19 protein-coding genes are annotated in these 20,936 nt (G+C 71.5%); 8 read left to right on the forward strand and 11 right to left on the reverse strand.

The genetic code is table 11. The features are described 5' to 3' along the window. Positions 1-17: 17 nt before the first annotated feature. Positions 18-1,724, reverse strand: coding sequence for a glycerol-3-phosphate dehydrogenase/oxidase (locus ACIGWZ_RS21345; RefSeq protein ID WP_400066885.1), 1,707 nt, complete (start codon positions 1,722-1,724; stop codon positions 18-20). Positions 1,725-1,915: 191 nt separating this feature from the next. Between ACIGWZ_RS21345 and ACIGWZ_RS21350 the strand changes: the two genes are divergently transcribed. Both ACIGWZ_RS21350 and ACIGWZ_RS21355 read left to right on the forward strand, forming a co-directional pair. Further along, on the forward strand, positions 1,916-3,163 hold the full coding sequence (locus tag ACIGWZ_RS21350; RefSeq protein WP_400066887.1) for a nucleotide sugar dehydrogenase: 1,248 nt from the start codon (positions 1,916-1,918) through the stop codon (positions 3,161-3,163). Between the two features lie 126 nt (positions 3,164-3,289). Next, positions 3,290-3,808: a hypothetical protein gene (locus ACIGWZ_RS21355; protein ID WP_400066889.1), complete on the forward strand. Its 519-nt coding sequence runs from the start codon at positions 3,290-3,292 to the stop codon at positions 3,806-3,808. Positions 3,809-3,879: 71 nt separating this feature from the next. Here the strand turns inward: ACIGWZ_RS21355 and ACIGWZ_RS21360 are convergent, their stop codons facing one another. The 4 genes from ACIGWZ_RS21360 to ACIGWZ_RS21375 form a co-directional block, all read right to left on the reverse strand. Beyond that, complete coding sequence (locus ACIGWZ_RS21360; RefSeq protein ID WP_400066891.1) at positions 3,880-5,007, reverse strand: GuaB3 family IMP dehydrogenase-related protein; 1,128 nt, start codon at positions 5,005-5,007, stop codon at positions 3,880-3,882. 122 nt (positions 5,008-5,129) lie between these two features. Further along, positions 5,130-6,632 (reverse strand): IMP dehydrogenase, encoded by a 1,503-nt coding sequence (guaB, locus tag ACIGWZ_RS21365; protein WP_400066893.1) that lies wholly within the window; start codon positions 6,630-6,632, stop codon positions 5,130-5,132. Between the two features lie 153 nt (positions 6,633-6,785). After that, positions 6,786-7,361, reverse strand: coding sequence for a sigma-70 family RNA polymerase sigma factor (locus ACIGWZ_RS21370; RefSeq protein WP_400066894.1), 576 nt, complete (start codon positions 7,359-7,361; stop codon positions 6,786-6,788). 360 nt (positions 7,362-7,721) lie between these two features. After that, positions 7,722-8,333: a response regulator transcription factor gene (locus tag ACIGWZ_RS21375; RefSeq protein WP_003948568.1), complete on the reverse strand. Its 612-nt coding sequence runs from the start codon at positions 8,331-8,333 to the stop codon at positions 7,722-7,724. A gap of 379 nt (positions 8,334-8,712) precedes the next feature. Between ACIGWZ_RS21375 and ACIGWZ_RS21380 the strand changes: the two genes are divergently transcribed. Continuing rightward, on the forward strand, positions 8,713-9,045 hold the full coding sequence (locus tag ACIGWZ_RS21380; RefSeq protein WP_400066896.1) for a WhiB family transcriptional regulator: 333 nt from the start codon (positions 8,713-8,715) through the stop codon (positions 9,043-9,045). Positions 9,046-9,193: 148 nt separating this feature from the next. Here ACIGWZ_RS21380 and ACIGWZ_RS21385 read toward each other — a convergent pair whose 3' ends face one another. Next, positions 9,194-10,111, reverse strand: a complete 918-nt coding sequence (locus ACIGWZ_RS21385; protein ID WP_400066898.1) for a LysR family transcriptional regulator — start codon at positions 10,109-10,111, stop codon at positions 9,194-9,196. A 152-nt stretch (positions 10,112-10,263) separates the two neighbouring features. Between ACIGWZ_RS21385 and ACIGWZ_RS21390 the strand changes: the two genes are divergently transcribed. From ACIGWZ_RS21390 to ACIGWZ_RS21400, 3 genes are all read left to right on the forward strand, one after another. Beyond that, a complete protein-coding gene (locus ACIGWZ_RS21390) occupies positions 10,264-10,941 on the forward strand; it encodes an MOSC domain-containing protein (protein ID WP_400066900.1) in 678 nt (225 codons plus the stop codon). 50 nt (positions 10,942-10,991) lie between these two features. Continuing rightward, positions 10,992-11,765, forward strand: coding sequence for an SDR family NAD(P)-dependent oxidoreductase (locus tag ACIGWZ_RS21395; RefSeq protein ID WP_400066901.1), 774 nt, complete (start codon positions 10,992-10,994; stop codon positions 11,763-11,765). A gap of 241 nt (positions 11,766-12,006) precedes the next feature. Continuing rightward, positions 12,007-12,993 carry a hydroxyacid dehydrogenase gene (locus ACIGWZ_RS21400; RefSeq protein WP_400067266.1) on the forward strand — a complete coding sequence of 329 codons (987 nt, stop codon included), beginning with the start codon at positions 12,007-12,009 and terminating at the stop codon, positions 12,991-12,993. 108 nt (positions 12,994-13,101) lie between these two features. Here ACIGWZ_RS21400 and groL read toward each other — a convergent pair whose 3' ends face one another. Together groL and groES are read right to left on the reverse strand one after the other, a co-directional pair. Then, on the reverse strand, positions 13,102-14,730 hold the full coding sequence (groL, locus tag ACIGWZ_RS21405; RefSeq protein ID WP_400066903.1) for a chaperonin GroEL: 1,629 nt from the start codon (positions 14,728-14,730) through the stop codon (positions 13,102-13,104). Between the two features lie 135 nt (positions 14,731-14,865). After that, a complete protein-coding gene (groES, locus tag ACIGWZ_RS21410; RefSeq protein WP_400066905.1) occupies positions 14,866-15,174 on the reverse strand; it encodes a co-chaperone GroES in 309 nt (102 codons plus the stop codon). 481 nt (positions 15,175-15,655) lie between these two features. Here groES and ACIGWZ_RS21415 point away from each other — a divergent pair, with 481 nt between their 5' ends. Next, positions 15,656-17,026, forward strand: a complete 1,371-nt coding sequence (locus tag ACIGWZ_RS21415; protein ID WP_400067268.1) for an FtsW/RodA/SpoVE family cell cycle protein — start codon at positions 15,656-15,658, stop codon at positions 17,024-17,026. A gap of 26 nt (positions 17,027-17,052) precedes the next feature. Here ACIGWZ_RS21415 and ACIGWZ_RS21420 read toward each other — a convergent pair whose 3' ends face one another. Beyond that, positions 17,053-17,931, reverse strand: coding sequence for a polysaccharide deacetylase family protein (locus ACIGWZ_RS21420; RefSeq protein WP_400066907.1), 879 nt, complete (start codon positions 17,929-17,931; stop codon positions 17,053-17,055). Positions 17,932-18,013: 82 nt separating this feature from the next. Here ACIGWZ_RS21420 and ACIGWZ_RS21425 point away from each other — a divergent pair, with 82 nt between their 5' ends. Beyond that, on the forward strand, positions 18,014-19,207 hold the full coding sequence (locus ACIGWZ_RS21425) for a methyltransferase domain-containing protein (RefSeq protein WP_400066909.1): 1,194 nt from the start codon (positions 18,014-18,016) through the stop codon (positions 19,205-19,207). Between the two features lie 111 nt (positions 19,208-19,318). Here the strand turns inward: ACIGWZ_RS21425 and tsaD are convergent, their stop codons facing one another. Together tsaD and rimI are read right to left on the reverse strand one after the other, a co-directional pair. Next, positions 19,319-20,434: a tRNA (adenosine(37)-N6)-threonylcarbamoyltransferase complex transferase subunit TsaD gene (tsaD, locus tag ACIGWZ_RS21430; RefSeq protein ID WP_400066911.1), complete on the reverse strand. Its 1,116-nt coding sequence runs from the start codon at positions 20,432-20,434 to the stop codon at positions 19,319-19,321. Further along, positions 20,427-20,921 (reverse strand): ribosomal protein S18-alanine N-acetyltransferase, encoded by a 495-nt coding sequence (gene rimI / locus ACIGWZ_RS21435; RefSeq protein ID WP_400067270.1) that lies wholly within the window; start codon positions 20,919-20,921, stop codon positions 20,427-20,429. The genes tsaD and rimI overlap by 8 nt, the downstream gene beginning before the upstream one ends. Positions 20,922-20,936 lie beyond the last annotated feature (15 nt).

Raw genomic sequence — 20,936 nt, forward strand, 5'->3', positions numbered from 1 at the left:
GGGCCCGCACCCGCGGACTACAGCGGCACGATGTCGGGTGCGCCCAGCCGGGCCGCGTCCGCCGTCAGATCGTCCGGCTGGCGCTGCGACTCGCGCTCCGCCTCGACCCGCTTCTCGTAGTGCGCGACCTCCTTCTCGATCTGGGCGTCGTCCCAGCCCAGCGCGGGCGCCATCAGTTCGGCGACCTCGCGGGCGCTGCGGGTACCGCGGTCGAAGGTCTCGATGGAGATGCGGGTACGGCGGGTGAGGACGTCGTCGAGATGCCGGGCGCCCTCGTGGGTGCACGCGTAGACGGCCTCGGCGCGCAGATAGTCGTCCGCGGCCGCGAGCGGTTCGCCCAGCGAAGGATCGGCCACCACCAGCTCCAGCAGTTCCTCGGTCAGCGACCCGTAGCGGTTCAAGAGGTGTTCGATACGGGCGACATGGAGGCCGGTGCGGGCCGCGATCCGGGCCCGCGCGTTCCACAGCGCCTTGTAGCCCTCGGCACCGACCAGCGGCACGTCCTCCGTCACGCACTCCGCGACCCGCCGGTCCAGCCCGTGCACCGCCTCGTCCACGGCGTCCTTGGCCATCACCCGGTACGTCGTGTACTTGCCGCCGGCGACCACGACCAGCCCCGGCACCGGATGCGCGACGGTGTGCTCGCGCGAGAGCTTGCTGGTCGCATCCGACTCCCCGGCCAGCAACGGCCGCAGGCCGGCGTAGACGCCTTCCACGTCGTCCCTGGTCAGCGGTATGGCGAGGACGGAGTTCACATGCTCCAGCAGATAGTCGATGTCCGCGCTGGAGGCCGCGGGGTGGGCCTTGTCGAGGTCCCAGTCGGTGTCCGTCGTCCCGATGATCCAGTGCCGTCCCCACGGGATGACGAACAGCACGCTCTTTTCCGTACGGAGGATGAGTCCGGTCGTCGAGTGGATCCGGTCCTTTGGGACAACCAGGTGAATTCCCTTCGAGGCGCGGACATGGAACTGCCCGCGCTCGCCGATCAGCGCCTGGGTGTCGTCCGTCCACACCCCGGTGGCGTTGACGATCTGCCGGGCCCGGATGGCGTACTCGCCGCCCGCCTCGACGTCCTGCACCCGCGCGCCGACCACCCGCTCGCCCTCGCGCAGAAAGCCCACCACCCGCGCCCGGTTGGCGACCTGCGCGCCGTACGCGGCGGCGGTGCGCACCATCGTCGCCACATAGCGCGCGTCGTCCATCTGTGCGTCGTAGTACTGGAGCGCGCCGACCAGCGCGTCGCTCTTCAGGCAGGGCGCCACCCGCAGGGCCCGCTTGTGGGAGAGATGGCGGTGCACGGGCAGCCCGCGGCCGTGCCCGGAGGACACCGACATGCCGTCGTAGAGCGCCACGCCGGAGCCCGCGTACCAGCGCTCCCAGCCCCGGTGCTGCAACGGATAGAGGAACGGCACGGGTTTGACCAGATGCGGCGCCAGCCGCTGCAGCAGCAGCCCCCGCTCCTTGAGCGCCTCCCGTACGAGCGCGAAGTCCAGCATCTCCAGATAGCGCAGGCCGCCGTGGATGAGCTTGCTCGACCGGCTCGACGTGCCCGAGGCCCAGTCGCGGGCCTCGACCAGGCCGGTGGCCAGTCCGCGCGTCGCCGCGTCCAGTGCCGTGCCGGCGCCGACCACCCCCGCGCCGACCACCAGGATGTCCAACTCCTGTTCCGCCATCCGGGCGAGCGCCTCGGCACGCTGGGCCGGTCCCAGTGTCGCTGTGTTCACCACTGCCTCCCGCTGTGATCGGTGCCATACCCATCGTTCGTCGTTCCGGCCGTGCTCCATGCCGGTATCCCCGGTCCGCCCGTTACGGCAACACCCCGCCCCCTTGATCCACCAATCCCTATTCTGGGTCAAATGTCGGCTTAGTCTACTTATGCGTTATTCGCAGTCGCTCGGGAAGGACGGCAGCAGACATGCCCGCGGACCTCGCCGTCATCGGACTCGGCCACCTCGGCCTCCCCCTCGCCCAGGCCGCCACCGCCGCCGGCATCAACACCATCGGCTACGACCCCGACCCGCACGCCGCCACCCCCTCGGGCGCCGACGGGCCGCTGTCGGCAACCGAGATCCGCCGGCTGCTCGCGGCCGGCTTCCGCACCACCACCGACCCCGCCGCCCTCGGAAAGGTCCGTACGGCCGTCATCTGCGCGGCCACCCCGCTCGGCGCGGACCGGGCCCTGGACCTGACCGGCATCGCGGATGCGGCCCGCGCGCTCGCCGCGCGGCTGCGCCCGCACACCACCGTCATCCTCGAATCCACCGCCTACCCGGGCACCACCGAGGAATTCGTGCGCCCCCTCCTCGAAGAGGGCTCCGGACTGACCGCGGGCCGCGACTTCCACCTCGCCTGCTCCCCCGGCCGCCACGACCCCGGGAACCGCACCCACCCCTACCGCAACACCCCCAAGGTCATCGGCGGCCTCACCCCCGCCTGCACCGAGGCCGCCGCGGCGTTCTACGGCCGGATCACCGACAAGGTCGTACGCGCCCGCGGCCCCCGCGAGGCCGAGGCGTCCAAGCTCCTGGAGACCAACTACCGCCACATCAACATCGCCCTGATGAACGAGATGGCGGTCTTCTGCCACGACATCGGCGTCGACCTGTGGGACGTCATCCGCTGCGCCGAGACCAAGCCGTTCGGCTTCCAGGCCTTCCGCCCCGGCCCGGGAGTCGGCGGCCACGCCGCCCCGATCGACCCCAACTACCTTTCCTACAAGGGTCGTTCACTGGGCTACCCGCTCCGCATGGTCGAACTCGCCCAGGAGGTCAACGGCCGGATGCCGCGCTACGTCATCCAGCGCTGCGCCACCCTCCTCAACGAACACGGCAAGTCCGCCCGCGGCGCCCGCATCCTGCTCCTCGGCGTCACCTACAAGCCGGACATCGGCGACCAGGAGGCCGCCCCGGCCCGCGAGATCGCCTCCCGCCTGATGGAATTGGGCGCCGGCCTCACCTACCACGACCCCTACGTCCCCCAGTGGAACGTCCTCGACCGCCCCATCCCCCGCGCCGACTCCCTCTACGAGGCCGCGGCCGCCGCCGACCTGACGGTGCTGCTCCAGCCCCACCGCGTCTACGACCTGCAGGGTCTGGCCGTGAAGGCCCAACTCCTCCTGGATACGCGGGGGGCGACGCCTACGGGGGCGGCGCATCGGCTGTAACCCGTGTGGTGGACGGGCATCAATGAGGTCACAGTCCACTATCTGGTTGTGGGCATGCCAGGACGCGCTGCTAGCTTGTCCCCTCGTTCACGCATTTCTTCATGCTTTCTTCTACGGGGGATCCAGATGAGCCAGCCCTATCCGCCTCAGCAGCCACAACAGCCCCAGCAGCCGCAGTACGGTGCCCCGCAGCCCCAGTACGGCGCTCCCGCACCCGGCTACCCGGCGCCGCCGGCCAGCAGCGGAAACCCGGGTGGCGCCATCGCCGTGGGTGTCATCGTCATGCTGGTCGTGGCCGGCATCTACGGCGCGATCCTCAAGGCCACCGAAGGCGCCACGATCGGCTACGCGGCCCTGGCCCTCGGCGCGCTGATCGGCGCCGCCATGGGCAAGATCGGCGGTCGTAACCCGGCGGTTCCCGTGGTCGCCGCGATCCTCGGCCTGCTCTCGTACTACCTCGGCACGATGTTCGCCTATGCCCTCGCCCTGGGCGACGGCGCGAACATCTCCGTCTTCGAAGCGCTCTTCCAGCACTTCGACATCCTCAGCGAGGTCTGGAAGAAGGACCTCGAAGCGATCGACGCCCTCTTCTTCATCCTGGCCGCCGCCGGTGGCTTCAGCACCGCCAAGAAGGTGGCGGGCTAACACCCCCGCACACGGCCGAAGGGCCCGGACCGCGCGTGCGGTCCGGGCCCTTCAGGTCGTACAGGGCAGCCTCAGCGGTTGTCGTGCTGCGACGGCGCGACCGTGACCTCCACCCGCTGGAACTCCTTCAGCTCGGAGTACCCGGTGGTGGCCATCGCCCGGCGCAGCGCGCCGAAGAAGTTCATCGACCCGTCCGGCGTGGTCGAGGGACCGCACAGGATCTCCTCGGTGGTGCCGACCGCGCCCAGGTCCATCCGCTTGCCGCGCGGCACGTCCTCGTGGACGGCCTCCATGCCCCAGTGGTGACCGCGGCCCGGCGCGTCCGTCGCGCGGGCGAGCGGGGAGCCCATCATCACCGCGTCCGCGCCGCAGGCGATCGCCTTGGGCAGGTCGCCGGACCAGCCGACGCCGCCGTCGGCGATGACGTGGACGTACCGACCGCCGGACTCGTCCATGTAGTCCCGGCGCGCGGCCGCGACATCGGCCACCGCGGTCGCCATCGGCACCTGGATGCCCAGCACGTTACGGGTGGTGTGCGCGGCACCGCCGCCGAAGCCCACCAGCACACCGGCCGCGCCGGTACGCATCAGGTGCAGCGCCGCGGTGTACGTGGCGCAGCCGCCGACGATGACCGGAACGTCCAGCTCGTAGATGAACTGCTTGAGGTTCAGCGGCTCGGCGGCGGACGAGACGTGCTCGGCCGACACCGTCGTCCCGCGGATCACGAAGATGTCCACGCCCGCGTCCACGACCGCCTTGGAGAACTGGGCGGTGCGCTGCGGGGAGAGCGCGGCGGCGGTGACGACACCGGAGTCGCGCACCTCCTTGATCCGCTGCCCGATCAGCTCTTCCTTGATCGGCGCGGCGTAGATCTCCTGGAGCCGCTTGGTGGCCGACGCGCCGTCCAGCTCCGCGATCTCCGCGAGCAGCGGCTCCGGGTCCTCGTACCGGGTCCACAGGCCCTCGAGGTTGAGGACGCCCAGGCCGCCCAGTTCGCCGATGCGGATGGCGGTCTGCGGGGAGACCACCGAGTCCATGGGAGCCGCCAGGAACGGCAGCTCGAAGCGGTAGGCGTCGATCTGCCAGGCGATCGAGACCTCCTTCGGGTCGCGGGTGCGGCGACTCGGTACGACGGCAATGTCGTCGAAGGCATACGCCCGCCGGCCGCGCTTGCCGCGTCCGATCTCGATCTCAGTCACTGTGATTGGCCCTTCCTACGGAATACGCCCCCCAGTATCCCTGACGCGACAGGACCCGCGACCTCCCCGGTCGCGGGTCCCCTGCAACTGCACCGCAACGGCGCTCGGACGCCGTGGCGAGGCTAGCCGCGCGCGTAGTTCGGCGCCTCGGTGATCATCTGGACGTCGTGCGGGTGGCTCTCCTTCAGGCCCGCGGTGGTGATGCGGACGAAGCGGCCCTTTTCCTTCAGCTCGGGGACGGTCGCGGAGCCGACGTAGCCCATGGAGGCGCGCAGGCCGCCGACGAGCTGGTGGGCGACCGAGGCCAGCGGGCCGCGGTAGGGGACCTGGCCCTCGATGCCCTCGGGGACGAGCTTGTCCTCGGACAGGACGTTGTCCTGGAAGTAGCGGTCCTTGGAGAAGGAACGCGCCTGGCCGCGGGACTGCATCGCGCCCAGCGAGCCCATGCCGCGGTACGACTTGAACTGCTTGCCGTTGATGAAGACCATCTCGCCGGGCGACTCCTCGCAGCCGGCCAGCAGCGAGCCCAGCATGACGGTGTCCGCGCCGGCCGCGATGGCCTTGGCGATGTCGCCGGAGAACTGGAGCCCGCCGTCACCGATCAGCGGGACGCCCGCGGCGTGCGCGGCCTGCGCGGCCTCGTAGATCGCGGTGACCTGCGGCACGCCGACACCGGCGACGACCCGCGTGGTGCAGATGGAGCCGGGGCCGACGCCGACCTTGATGCCGTCCACGCCCGCGTCGATCAGCGCCTGCGCGCCGTCCCGGGTGGCGACGTTGCCGCCCACGACATCGACGGTGATGTTGGACTTGACCTTGGCGATCATGTCGAGGATGCCGCGGCTGTGGCCGTGCGCACTGTCGATCACGAGGAAGTCCGCACCGGCCTCGACCAGCGCCTGCGCCCGGTCGTACGCCGCGTCGCCGACGCCCACCGCCGCACCGACGACCAGTCGGCCCTCGGCGTCCTTGGCGGCGTTCGGGTACTTCTCCGCCTTGACGAAGTCCTTGACCGTGATCAGGCCCTTGAGCACGCCCGCGTCGTCGACCAGCGGCAGCTTCTCGATCTTGTGACGGCGCAGCAGCTGGATGGCGTCCTCGCCGGAGATCCCGACCTTGCCGGTGACCAGCGGCATCGGCGTCATGACCTCGCGGACCTGACGGGCGCGGTCCATTTCGAAGGCCATGTCGCGGTTGGTGACGATGCCCAGCAGCTTGCCGGCCGCATCCGTCACCGGGACGCCGCTGATGCGGAACTTCGCACACAGCGCGTCGGCCTCGGCGAGCGTGGCGTCCGGGCGGACCGTGATCGGGTCGGTGACCATGCCGGACTCGGAGCGCTTGACCAGATCGACCTGGTTGGCCTGGTCCTCGATGGAGAGGTTGCGGTGCAGCACACCGGCGCCGCCCTGACGCGCCATGGCGATGGCCATCCGCGCCTCGGTGACCTTGTCCATCGCGGCCGACAGCAGCGGGATGTTGACCGAGACGTTCCGCGAGACCCGGGAGGCGGTGTTCACCGTGTTCGGCAGCACCTCCGACGCACCGGGCAGCAGCAGGACATCGTCGTATGTCAGCCCGAGCATGGCGAATTTGGCGGGCATACCGTCGACGTTGTCACTCATGACACCTTCCCCAATGCTCTTGCCTCAGCGCGGACTCCCATGCTAACGGCCTGGAGGGGTGTCCAATTCCACGGCGAATGAGGGCCTCGTCACTTGTGGCTTCCTACGGCGACATCGCGCCGCGGATGAGCGCCGCCCGCCGGCGGGCGGTGCCTACTGCTCGGCCAGCGCCCGCAGCCGGCTCAGCGCGCGGTGCTGGGCGACCCGTACCGCGCCGGGCGACATCCCCAGCATCTGCCCGGTCTCCTCGGCGGTGAGCCCGACGGCGACCCGCAGCAGGACGAGCTCCCGCTGGTTCTCCGGCAGATTGGCCAGCAGCTTCTTGGCCCACTCGGCATCGCTGCTCAGCAGCGCCCGCTCCTCGGGGCCGAGGGAGTTGTCCGGCTGCTCGGGCATCTCGTCGGACGGGACGGCCGTACTGCCCGGATGCCGCATCGCGGCCCGCTGCAGGTCGGCGACCTTGTGGCCGGCGATGGCGAAGACGAACGCCTCGAAGGGCTTGCCGGTGTCGCGGTAGCGCGGCAGCGCGCAGAGCACCGCCACGCAGACTTCCTGCGCCAGGTCCTCGACGAAGTGCCGGGCATCGCCCGGCAGCCTCGACAGCCGGGTGCGGCAGTAGCGCAGGGCGAGGGGATGGACGTGGGCCAGGAGGTCGTGCGTGGCCCGCTGGTCACCCTCGACGGCGCGTGCGACGAGATCGCCGATCTCCTGATTCCCGTCCTCGCGCATCGGTCCATGGTGCCTTGGTGCCGGACGATCCGTGGCACCACCCCCGTCGTTGTGCCCCGAACCGTTACGAGCCGTCGCGCTAGCACTCACGTTCCACGCCTCCCCCGTTCGGGTTGTACCCATACCGACCGCGAGCCCTCGCCGGTAGCTTGGCTGCGTGCCGTACGGCGCCGGGCAGGACTTGTCCGTCATGAGGTCTCTTCTGGCCGAGTGAGAAGCCCCGGCCTCCGCCGGGGAGGAGTCACACCTCAAGGATGCGGCATCCCGCGAGGTTTCGGCGCCGGGCGTCGACGCAGCGGGGTTACGACGGTCACCACCCGGCCGGCGGGCGGGTGCCGTAACCCCGTGGGCACAGCAGATTCAGCGAACCAGTCCCCAGCGGAAACCGAGCGCCACCGCATGCGCGCGGTCCGAGGCGCCGAGCTTCTTGAACAGGCGCCGGGCGTGGGTCTTGACCGTGTCCTCCGACAGGAACAGCTCACGGCCGATCTCGGCGTTGGAGCGGCCGTGGCTCATCCCCTCCAGCACCTGGATCTCGCGTGCGGTGAGCGTCGGCGCGGCGCCCATCTCGGCGGACCGCAGCCGGCGCGGGGCGAGCCGCCACGTCGGGTCGGCCAGCGCCTGGGTCACCGTCGCCCGCAGCTCGGCGCGCGAGGCGTCCTTGTGCAGATAGCCGCGGGCACCGGCGGCGACCGCGAGCGCGACCCCGTCGAGGTCCTCGGCCACCGTGAGCATGATGATCCGGGCGCCGGGGTCGGCGGACAGCAGCCGGCGCACGGTCTCGACACCGCCGAGTCCGGGCATCCGTACGTCCATCAAAATCAGGTCCGAGCGATCGGCACCCCAGCGGCGGAGGACTTCCTCGCCGTTGGCCGCGGTCGTCACACGCTCGACGCCGGGCACGGTCGCAACCGCCCGACGGAGCGCCTCTCGGGCAAGCGGGGAGTCGTCGCAGACGAGGACGGATGTCATGACCGCCCTCCGCAGCTGATGCGCGTCACCTTGAGCCTCCAGGCTGGTACGTATCGTCACCTGTGCGATTGACGGCCCTCGGACACCTGCCCGACGACTACCTCTGCCAACCGCCTCCGCACACTCAACGACGGTCACTCGAAAGAGTTACGGCTTCGGTGACCGTCTTCAGCACGCTCCGTAAGGAGCCGGATACGCAGACGGCATCTCGGGCGACCGGCATCCGCGCGTGCACCCTATGCCCTATTTGGCTCTCTTGCTTCCATTTTCGCGGAGTCTGCGACTAGATTCGCAATGAGTCATATTTACATCTACTTAGACGGTAGATGTACGTTCTGAGCACCGAGCCCGAATCAGCATCGCTTCGAGGGGACAAGCAATGGCAGATTTCTCCCGCCTCCCGGGCCCGAACGCAGACCTCTGGGACTGGCAGCTCCTCGCCGCCTGCCGCGGCGTGGACAGTTCGCTCTTCTTCCACCCCGAAGGTGAGCGCGGAGCGGCCCGCAGCGCGCGTGAGACATCGGCGAAGGAGGTGTGCATGCGCTGCCCCGTGCGGGCCGAGTGCGCGGCGCATGCCCTGGCTGTCCGCGAGCCCTACGGGGTCTGGGGCGGACTGACCGAGGACGAACGCGAGGAACTCATGGGCCGGGCCCGTCATCGGCTGATCCCCGCGACCTCACTGACCGGCCAAGCGGGCATGAGCGGCCCCTGATCGTCCGGAGCGGATCAGTAACGAGGAAACGTTTCTTCAGAACGACCCGAGACCCCACGGATGAACCGGCGGGCCCACCGCGCCCCGTCGGTGCGCGTCCGACCTGCGCGCTCCCGCTCCGTGCGGCCGGTCGGCGCCCGGACGCCCCTCAACGCGCGCGACCCGCGGCCTCCACCAGCTGATCGAGCATCGCCTCCACGGCCGGGACCCGCGCCAGATCCGGCAGCGTGAGCGCGACGATCTCCCGGTGCACGGCCGGCTCCATCCGTACCGTCGTGGCCCCCTTGGGCCGTACCGACGCCAAGGTGAGCTCCGGCAGCGCGGCGACCCCGAGGCCCGCGCCGACCAGCCCGATCACCGCCGGATAGTCGTCCGTCGCGAAGTCGATACGGGGCGTGAAGCCCGCGCTCTCACACACCTCGACGAGATGCCGGCGGCAGCGCGGGCAGCCCGCGATCCACGGCTCGTCGGCCAGCTCGGCGAACCCCGCCGCCTCCGCCTTCGCCAGCCGGTGGCCGTCCGGGACCAACCCGATCAGCCGATCCTTCAGGATCGGCCGAGCCACCAGGTCGTCCCACTCCGCCCCGGCCGCCGGGTCCGCCCCGCGCACTTCCGGGTATCGGAAGGCCAGCGCGATCTCGCAGTCGCCGTTGCGCAGCATCTCGATCGAGCGCGGCGGCTCGGCCTCGACCAGCGAGACCCGGGTTCCGGGGTGCGCGGCGCGCATCTTGGCGAGCGCGGTCGGCACCAGCGTCGAGCTGCCCGAGGGGAACGACACCAGCCGCACCCGCCCCGCGCGCAGGCCCGCGATGGCCGCGACCTCCTCCTCGGCGGCGGTCAGCCCCGCCAGGATGCCGACGGCGTGCCGTACCAGCGCCTCACCCGCCTGGGTCAAGCGCGTCTCACGGCCCGTACGGACCAGGAGCGGAGTGCCGGTGGCCTGCTCCAGGGCCTTCATCTGCTGGCTGACGGCGGGCTGGGTGCAGCCCAGCTCCCGCGCGGCGGCGGAGAAGGAGCCGGTCCGGGCGACGGCGCGCAGGACGCGGAGATGACGGGCCTCGATCATGCTTCGAGTATAAGCGAGTCTTGGATTGATCGCGGAAAGTTGGTTGCGGTCTTTGGGGGCGCTTCGGGCGGCGCAGCGGGCCGCGCGGGGGGCGGCGCGATGGCTTAGCGTGACGCTATCGACCACGGACGGAGCGGCGTAGGGAGCGCGGTGTGCAGCTGCTGACCGTGAATGTGGGACGGCCCCGGCCGTCCGCGGCCGCGCGCGCCGGCACGGGTATCGACAAGCGTCCGGCGACCGGGCCGGTTGCGGTCGCCGCCCCGGGGCCCAAGGGCATCGGGGCGAGCGGGCTCGCGGGCGACGCGGTGGTCAACATCCGTCATCACGGCGGGAACGACCAGGCCGTGTACGCCTACGCCCGCGAGGACCTCGACGACTGGGAGCGGGAGCTGGGCCGCGAGCTGGCCAACGGCGCCTTCGGCGAGAACCTCACCACCTCCGGCGTCGAGATCACCGCCGCCCGGATCGGCGAACGCTGGCGGATCGGGCCGCGGCTGCTGCTGGAGGTGACCTCGCCGCGCATCCCGTGCCGGACGTTCCAGGAGTGGCTCGGCGAACCCGGGTGGATCAAGCGCTTCACCCGGGCCGCGGTGCCCGGCGCGTATCTGCGGGTGCTCGAACCCGGCGAGATCCGCGCCGGGGACGCCGTGCAGGTGGTGCACCGGCCCGGCCACGAGGTGACCCTCGCGCTGATGTTCCGGGCCCTGACCACGCAGCCGGAACTGCTGCCGCGGCTGCTCGACGCGGGCGAGGCGCTGCATCCGGAGGCGCGGGCCAAGGCGCTGAAGCGTGCGGAGCAGGCGAAGCAGGCAGGGCGGGCGGGGAATTGAGCATCCGTTCGGGGTGGGGGTTGCGCGACCCGGACGGATAGCGTGCCCGTATGACGACTGCATTGATCACGGGATCGACGGCGGGCATCGGGGCGGCCTTCGCCCGGCGGCTCGCGAGCGACGGACACAACGTGGTGCTGGTGGCGCGCGACGAGAAGCGGCTGCGCGAACAGGCCACCGAGCTGCACGACCGGCACGGCATCGAGGCGGAGGTGCTGGTCGCCGATCTGGCGACCGAGGAGGGCATCGGAGCCGTCGAGGCACGGCTCGGGGAGTCCAAGCACCCGGTGGATGTGCTGGTGAACAACGCCGGCTTCGGCAACAAGGGCGAGTACCTCGAAGTGCCGATGGCCGACGAGCTGACGATGCTGAAGGTGCACTGCGAGGCGGTGCTGCGGCTGACCTCGGCGGCGGTGCGCGGGATGCGGGACCGGCGGCGGGGTGCGGTGGTCAATGTGGCGTCGGTGGCCGCTTTCGTGCCGCGGGGCACGTACGGGGCGAGCAAGGCGTGGGTCGTGCAGTTCACGCAGGGGGCGGCGCGGGATCTGGCGGGGAGCGGGGTGCGGCTGATGGCGCTGTGCCCCGGGTTCGTACGGACCGAGTTCCACCAGCGGGCCGGGATGGGGACGGACAACATCCCCTCGTGGATGTGGCTGGATGCGGACAAGCTGGTGGATGCGGCGATGAAGGATCTGACGCGGGGGAAGTCCCTCTCGATTCCGGATCCGCGGTACAAGGCGCTGATGGGCGCCGTGAAGTTGGCGCCTCGGGGGGTGCTGGGGGGCCTTTCCTCTCGTACGGGGCGGAAGTACGGGCCTCGTTAGCGGGTCGTCCGGTGCGGGTCCGCCGCGGCGCCGGGCCCGCACGGCATCGCCGCTACGGCCCGGCGCCTCCACCGTGGCGCCCGGGACGCCGACGGGTCGGAGCGCCACCCGGGCATGGCTTCCCCGCCAACGGTCAAGAGAAGGACACATGACCGCATCAGCCTCCACCGGCCCCAACGACCCGCCCACGGGAGGGGACGGCGCGCAGGACGTGGGAAGGCGCCCCAGCCTGCTGCTGTCGATGGGCCCCGGCATCGCCGCCCGGCTGCTCACCGACCGCCACCACCGCCGCCTCGCGGCCCTCGCCCGTACCGACTCCCACCTCGTCGCGCACGACCTGGCCGCTCCCACCCCCCAGGTCGCCGCCGCCCTCGCCCGCGCCGAGGTGCTCCTCACCTGCTGGGGCGCCCCGCCGCTCACCGACCGGGTGCTGGCCGCCGCGCCCCGGCTGCGTGCCGTCGTCCACGCCGCCGGCTCCGTCAAGCACCACATCACCGAGGCCTGCTGGCAGCGCGGCATCGCCGTCGCCTCGGCCGCCACCGCCAACGCGCTGCCGGTCGCCGAGTACGCCCTCGCCGCGATCCTCTTCGCCAACAAGCGCGTCCTGCACGCCGCCCACCGCTACCGCACCCTGCGCGCCCCGCACGACTGGCAGCACGAGCTGACCGGCTCCGGCAACTGCGGCCGCACCGTCGGCGTCATCGGCGCCTCCCGCATCGGCCGCCGCCTCATGGAACTCCTGAGCCCCTTCGACCTGCGGGTCCTCCTCCACGACCCGTACGTGGACGCCGCCGAGGCCGCTCGCCTGGGCGCAACCGCGGTACCCCTCGACACCCTCTGCGCCGACAGCGACATCGTCACCGTCCATGCCCCTCAGCTGCCCGCCACCCGCCATATGCTCGGCGCCCGCGAGCTGGCTCTGATGCCCGACGGCGCCACCCTGATCAACACCGCCCGCGGGTCCCTCGTCGACGAAGCGGCCCTCCTCGCCGAGCTGCTGACCGGCCGGCTGAGCGCGGTACTCGACGTCACCGACCCCGAACTCCCGCCCCCCGACTCCCCGTTGTACGACCTCCCCAACGTCCTGCTGACCCCGCACATCGCCGGCTCCCTCGGCGGCGAGCTCCACCGCCTGGCCGACCTGGCCCTGGACGAACTCGAGCGCTACACCCGGGGGCTGCCGTTCAGCGATCCCGTACGGCCGGAGGGGCTGGGCCACTCGGCATGAGGCGGCGGCCGACGGTCGCGGCCGCGGTGCCGACGGGCGTACGGCCGAGGCCCGGCCCCCGCGTTGAGCGGGGACCGGGCCTCGAGCCGTACCGGATTACTGCACGCGTCAGTGCGAGTGGCCGTGACCGTGGCCGTGACCGGCCTCGGCCTCTTCGTCCGCCGGCTTCTCGACGACCAGGGTCTCGGTCGTCAGCAGCAGCGAAGCGATGGAGGCGGCGTTCTCCAGGGCGGAGCGGGTGACCTTGACCGGGTCGATGACGCCGGCCTTGACCAGGTCGCCGTACTCGCCGGTGGCGGCGTTGAAGCCCTGGCCCTTGTCCTGCTCGGCAACCTTGGCGGTGATCACGTAGCCCTCGAGGCCCGCGTTCTCGGCGATCCAGCGCAGCGGCTCGACCGCGGCGCGGCGGACGACGGCGACACCGGTGGCCTCGTCGCCCTCCTTGCCGAGGTTGCCCTCGAGCACCTTGACGGCGTGGACCAGCGCGGAGCCACCACCGGAGACGATGCCCTCCTCGACCGCGGCGCGGGTCGCGGAGATGGCGTCCTCCAGACGGTGCTTCTTCTCCTTGAGCTCGACCTCGGTGGCCGCACCCACGCGGATGACGCAGACGCCACCGGCGAGCTTGGCGAGGCGCTCCTGGAGCTTCTCGCGGTCCCAGTCCGAGTCGGTGGACTCGATCTCGGCCTTGATCTGGTTGACCCGGCCCTCGACGTCGGCGCTGTTGCCGCCGCCGTCGACGATGGTGGTGTCGTCCTTGGTGACGGTCACGCGGCGGGCGGTACCGAGCACGTCCAGGCCGGCCTGGTCGAGCTTGAGGCCGACCTCCTCGGCGATGACGGTGGCACCGGTGAGGGTGGCCATGTCGCCGAGCATCGCCTTGCGGCGGTCACCGAAGCCGGGGGCCTTGACGGCCACGGCGTTGAAGGTGCCACGGATCTTGTTGACGACGAGGGTGGAGAGCGCCTCGCCCTCGACATCCTCGGCGATGATCAGCAGCGGCTTGGAGCCACCGGCCTGGATGACCTTCTCCAGCAGCGGGAGCAGGTCCTGGATCGAGGCGATCTTGCCCTGGTGGATGAGGATGTACGGGTCCTCGAGGACGGCCTCCATCCGCTCCTGGTCGGTGACCATGTACGGCGAGAGGTAGCCCTTGTCGAAGGCCATGCCCTCGGTGAAGTCCAGCTCCAGGCCGAAGGTGTTGGACTCCTCGACGGTGATCACACCGTCCTTGCCGACCTTGTCCATCGCCTCGGCGATCAGCTCGCCGACCTGCTTGTCCTGCGCGGACAGGCCGGCCACGGCGGCGATGTCGGACTTGTCGTCGATCGGGCGGGCGGTGGCCAGCAGCTCGTCGGAGACGGCCTTGACCGCCGCGTCGATGCCCTTCTTCAGGGCGGCCGGGGAGGCACCCGCGGCGACGTTGCGCAGGCCCTCGCGGACCAGCGCCTGGGCCAGCACGGTGGCGGTGGTGGTGCCGTCACCCGCGATGTCGTTGGTCTTGGTCGCCACCTCCTTCACGAGCTGGGCGCCCAGGTTCTCGTACGGGTCCTCGACCTCGACCTCGCGCGCGATGGTGACACCGTCGTTGGTGATGGTCGGGGCGCCGAACTTCTTGTCGATGACGACGTTGCGGCCCTTGGGGCCGATCGTCACCTTGACCGTGTCGGCAAGCTTGTTGACGCCGCGCTCGAGGGCGCGACGGGCGTCCTCGTCGAACTTCAGGATCTTCGCCATGAGTTGCTTCAAGTCCTCTCGTTGCGATCGTCGGCCTCGCCGCCGTGACCGCTATCGCTCATACGAACTGCGCCCCTGCCCCGGGTTGTTTAGACGCGGGAACCAGGGGCGCAGATCAAGGCAAAACCGGGTGACTTACTTCTCGACGATCGCGAGAACGTCGCGAGCCGAGAGAACGAGGTACTCCTCGTTGTTGTACTTCACCTCGGTGCCGCCGTACTTGCTGTAGAGCACGACATCGCCGACGGTGACGTCGAGCGGAAGACGGTTGCCGTCCTCGAAGCGGCCCGGGCCCACGGCCAGGACGACGCCCTCCTGGGGCTTCTCCTTGGCGGTGTCCGGGATGACCAGGCCAGAGGCCGTGGTCTGCTCGGCGTCGAGCGGCTGGACCACAATGCGGTCCTCGAGCGGCTTGATGGCAACCTTGGAGCTGGTGGTCGTCACGATCCGACCTCCCCCTTCGGAGATCTCACGGGGTTAACTGTCTGAGGTGGCGACCAGGTGGATCCGTCGTCGCGGGTGCCGGACCTGCCCGTCGCGCATACTTGGCACTCCCCGGTGGAGAGTGCCAACGCCGAGACTATGACGCGGTTAGCACTCGGTCAAGCGGAGTGCCAATCGGGCCGCGGCCTGTCGCCCGCGCGGGCCCTCTGCCGTCACCGGACGGCGAAATTCGGACACACCTCCCGCATCGGCCGCAACCGCACCCCGCGCTCCCTCGTCTCTTTCTCCGACCACCGAACCGACTGTCGAACGACCAGCGAGCCGACGCCCCGGCCCTGCCACCACAGGCCGCGGCTCCGACCGACCAGCAGACCCACCGATGGCGTACGAACCGATGGCGAGGACCCGCGTGCACGGACCGACCAGCGTTCCCCGGGCGGCCCGGCGCAGGCAGCGGCAGGAGAGCGACGTCGAGCGCACGATGACGTTCGCCGCTCTCGCCCAGGCCCCCGACCGCCGCCGGACCGAGGCCTGGCTGCTCGCCCTCGTCGTCCTGATCACCGTCTTCGGCTACGTCTACACCGGCCTGTCCATGACCGGACGACTGCCCGACAACCTGCTCGGGTTCACCGCCATCATGTTTTCCGTGGCGTGGCTGCCCCATCTGGTGCTGCGCCGCTTCGCGGCCCGCGCCGATCCGCTGATCCTGCCGCTGTCGACGCTGCTGACCGGGCTCGGGCTGGTGCTGCTGAGCCGCCTGGACCTCACCTACGCCGCCACCCCCTCGCTCAAGATGCCGCAGGCGGCACCGGGACAGCTGGTGTGGACCGGGATCGGGGTGGCGGTCTGCGTCGGGGTGCTGATGGTGCTGCGCGACCACCGGCACGTGCAGCGGTACATCTATCTGACGATGGCGGTCGGGCTGGCGATGCTGATGGCGCCGGCGTTCTTCCCCGGCGACACCTTCGGCGCCAAACGCTGGATCTTCCTCGGCCCGCTGTCGCTCCAGCCCGGCGAGTTCGTCAAGATCGTGATCGCGGTCTTCTTCGCCGGCTATCTGACCGTCAACCGCAACGCCCTGGCGCTGACCGGCCGGCGCGTCCTGGGCGTACAGCTGCCCCCGGGCCGCCAGCTCGCGCCGATCTTCACCATCTGGGTCGTCAGCCTTCTGGTGCTCGTCTTCGAGCGGGACCTCGGCACGTCACTGATCTTCTTCGGCGTGTTCGTGATCATGCTGTACGTGGCGACCGAGCGCACCAGCTGGGTGATCTGCGGGCTCCTGATGGCCGTGGTCGGCGCGGTCACGGTCGGCTCCATCGAGCCGCACGTCCACGGCCGGGTCACCGCCTGGCTGGACCCCATGGCCGCATTCACCCCGAAGGGCGTCGCGGACGGGCTCTCGAAACAACTGGGAGACGCGCTCTTCAGCTTCGGCAGCGGGGGCATGACCGGCGCGGGCCTGGGCCAGGGCCGTCCCGAAATAGTCGGCTTCGCCGGCAACAGCGACTTCATCCTCACCACCGTCGGCGAGGAGCTGGGGCTGGCCGGGGTGATGGCCGTGGTGCTGCTGTACGCGCTGCTGGCCCAGCGCGGCCTGCGGGTGGGCCTGGCCTGCCGCGACGCGTTCGGCAAGCTGCTGGCGGTCGGGCTCTCCAGCGCGCTGATGCTCCAGGTCTTCGTCGTCTCCGGCGGCGTCACCGGGCTGATACCGCTCACCGGCAAGGCGCTGCCGTTCCTCGCCAAGGGCGGCTCGTCACTCGTCGCGAACTGGGTGATGGTCGGACTCCTGCTGCGGATCAGCGACACCGCCCAGCGCCGCCGCGAGCCGGTGGGCCCCCCGCCGCGGCCGTAGGGAGCGCCGTCCCCCGACCGGCCCGCTCACACGTAGTCCTCCAGCTGCCCGACGGCAAAGCCCTGTTCGCGGGCGGTCCGCAGCAGCTCGCGCGCCGCCTCCGGCAGCGCCCCGTGCCGGTCCCGGCGGAGGTCGGAGCGGGCCAGGACGATATCGCCGGGGTGCAGCCGGCGGCCCCGCTCGCGGTAGGCGATCCGGCCCGGGAAGACCTCCTCGTTCCAGAGCGGCACGGCGCGCACGCCGCAGGCGGCCGCCATCCGCAGCGTGTCCAGCGTGTACGCGCCGAACGGCGGCCGGAAGAGCCCCGGCCGCTGTCCGCCCTCGCGCCGCCGGAGGTCCGGCTGCCCGCAGATCGCCGTACGCTGCGCCGCCACGGGAAGCGCGGGCAGCGGGCGAGCCTGCTCCGTGGGGAACGCGCTGTAGGGGACGTCGAGTTCGCGCATCATCCGGACGAAGTCCGGGTCCTTCGCATCGGCCTCGTCGACCGTCAGGAACACGACCCGGGCGCGGGTCGGCACCCGGGCGATCACGGCGGGCAGGCCCACGCCGCCGCCCCGGGAGAGCCGCGGCTCGGTCGTCAGGAACGGCTTGAAGGCCGGCGGCCGCGGCGGGCTGAGCGGCGCGCCGGCCAGCCCGTACCGCCTGGCCGCCGCCGCCTGGCGCGCCTGCGCCCGCTCCAGCATCCGGGCCTGGGACAGCAGCGCGCCGGCGTCCGGGGCGACGACGGTCGGCCCGGCCCCCGGCTCGTTGTCGAGCAGGTCCTCGCCGCGCACCACGCCGCAGCCCGCGGCCAGCAGTCCGAGTACGGAGAGGGCCGCCAGGCCCCGAGCCCTGGCGGCCCCCGCGACCGCACCCGCGCCCTCGTCCCGCACCCGAACGGAACGGAAAAGTCTGACAATCTGCATAACTCGGATTTTGGCAGCGCCCCACCCCCTCGCCACGGCGACACAACCCACCACGCCGAAGCGGTCAGCCGACTGGCCCACAATGGGGCAGGTGACCGACCTCGACACCTTCTCCGCGCTGCTCGCCCCCGAGGGACAGGAGCTGCTGGCCGCACTGCGGGACCACGATCCGGCCGACGACCTGGCCGCCGCGACCCGGCTGCGCCGCAGCCACCCCGCGCCGCTGGTGTCCGCCGCCCTCGGGCAGGCCCGTCTGCGCCAGCGCGCGGCGGCGAAGTTCGGGGCGGACGCCCAGCGGATGTACTTCACCCCCAACGGCGTCGAGCAGTCCACCCGCGCCACCGTCGCCACCCATCGCGCCGCCCGGCTCGCCGCGCAGGGCATCCGCACGCTGGCCGACCTCTGCTGCGGCATCGGCGGCGACGCCCTCGCCCTGGCCCGCGCCGGGATCTCCGTCCTCGCCGTCGACCGCGACCCGCTGGCCTGCGCCGCCGCGCGCGCGAACGCCGAGGCGCTGGGGCTGGCCGAGCTGATCGAGGTGCGCTGCGCGGATGTGACGGAGGTGGACACGGCCGGGTTCGACGCGGTGTTCGTCGACCCGGCGCGGCGGACGAAGGCGCGCGGCGGCCGGATCTTCGACCCCGAGGCGTACTCGCCGCCCCTGTCCTGGGCGGTCGAGGCGGCCCGTACGGCACCCTGTGCGGCGCTCAAGATCGCGCCAGGCGTCCCGCACGAGGCGCTGCCCGAGGACGCCGAGACGGAGTGGATCTCCGACGGGGGCGACGTGAAAGAGGCCGTGGTGTGGTTCGGCCGCGACGCGGTCCCCGGCGGCCGCCGCGCGACCCTCCTCCCCGGCGGCGCCACCCTCCTCGGCGCCGGCCTGCCCGACCCCGAGCCGGGCCCGGTCGGCCGCTGGCTCTACGAGCCGGACGGCGCCGCCATCCGGGCGCACCTGGTGGCCGAGGTCGCGGAGCAGGTCGGCGGGCGGCTGATCGACCCGACGATCGCGTACATCACCGGGGACGAGCTGACCAGGACCCCGTACGCCAACGCCTACGAGATCACCGACGTCCTCCCCTTCAACGTCAAGAAGCTCCGGGCGCTGCTGCGCGAGCGCAGGGTCGGCATCGCGGAGATCAAGAAGCGGGGATCAGCGGTGTCCCCGGAGGAGCTGCGCAAGAAGCTCAAGCTCGAAGGGGCGAACTCCTGCACGATCATCCTCACGCGGGTGGCGGGAAAGCCGAGCATGCTGCTGGGGAGCCCGGTGCGGGCGTAGCCCCACGTCGGCGACGAAGGAAACCGGGGTCGGGGCAGGGCTCGGGCGCACCCTGCCGCTCCCGGCCCCCTACCCCGCTCTGGAGACGGCCTTCCCGCTCGAAGACCGAGCTCAGGAGTAGAGGTTGTTCTTGCTCAGCTCGTGAACGTGATCGTGGGTGTGGCCGTGCCCATGGGCATGATCCGGGTCCGGCACATGCGTCTCCGTGACCGGAAGGGACGAGTCCGCCGACAGGCCCCAGCTCGACGCCGGCCGGTTACGGGCCACCATCTCCGCGCCCAGCGCCGCCACCATCGCGCCGTTGTCGGTGCACAGCTTGGGCCGCGGCACCCGCAGCGTGATCCCCGCCTTCTCGCAGCGCTGTTGGGCCAGCGCCCGCAGCCGGGAGTTGGCCGCGACGCCGCCGCCGATCATCAGGTGGTCGACGCCGTTGTCCTTGCAGGCCCGCACGGCCTTACGGGTCAGCACATCCACCACGGCCTCCTGGAAGGACGCCGAGACATCCGCCACCGGGACGTCCTCGCCGGCCGCCCGCTTGGCCTCGATCCAGCGCGCAACCGCCGTCTTCAGCCCCGAGAAGGAGAAGTCGTAGACCGGGTCGCGGGGGCCGGTCAGCCCGCGCGGGAAGCGGATCGCGTCCGGGTTGCCCTCGCGCGCGTAGCGGTCGATGACCGGGCCGCCCGGGAAGCCGAGCTGCAGCACCCGCGCGATCTTGTCGAACGCCTCGCCCGCCGCGTCGTCGATGGTCGAGCCCAGGGGGCGGACGTCCGAGGTGATGTCGGGCGCGAGAAGGAGGGACGAGTGGCCGCCGGAGACCAGCAGCGCCATGGTCGGCTCCGGCAGCGGGCCGTGTTCCAGCTGGTCGACGCAGATGTGCGAGGCCAGGTGGTTGACGCCGTAGAGCGGCTTGCCGAGGGCGTAGGCGTACGCCTTGGCGGCCGAGACACCCACCAGCAGCGCGCCCGCGAGGCCGGGCCCGGCGGTGACCGCGATGCCGTCGAGATCGCTCGCCGCGACCCCGGCGTCCTTCAGGGCGCGCTGGATCGTGGGGACCATCGCCTCCAGGTGCGCCCGCGAGGCGACCTCGGGGACGACACCGCCGAAGCGGGCGTGTTCGTCGACGCTGGAGGCGACCGCGTCGGCCAGCAGCGTGTGGCCGCGGACGATGCCCACTCCGGTCTCGTCGCAGGAGGTCTCGATACCGAGGACGAGCGGTTCGTCAGCCATGGGTCGGGTTTCCTTGTGTTCCTTGGACGGGGGATGCGGGTGAAGAGGACTCGGTGGTCAGGCGCATGACCAGGGCATCGACATTGCCCGGCTGGTAGTAGCCGCGCCGGAAGCCGATCGGCTCGAAGCCGAAGCGCTCGTACAGGCGCTGCGCGCGGAGGTTGTCGACCCGCACCTCCAGCAGCACCTCGCGGCACTCGAAGGCGGTGGCGGCCGAGAGCAGCTCGGTCAGCAGGCGGGCGCCCAGGCCCGTGCCCCACTGGTCGCGGGCGGTGGCGATGGTCTGGATGTCGCCGGTGGCGTCGATGGCGCACAGGCCGCCGTAACCGACGAGGCGGCCGTCCAGTTCGGCGACGAGATAGCGGCGGGTGGCGCCCGCGCCGCGCGCATGGGCCAGCTCCGACCAGAACATCCCCGCCGACCAGGCGTCCTCGGGGAACAGCTCGCGCTCCAGCGCCAGCACCGGCTCTATGTCCCACCAGCGCATCTCGCGCAGGACGGC

The organism is Streptomyces sp. NPDC053427 (genome assembly GCF_044544985.1).
Classification (GTDB): domain Bacteria; phylum Actinomycetota; class Actinomycetes; order Streptomycetales; family Streptomycetaceae; genus Streptomyces.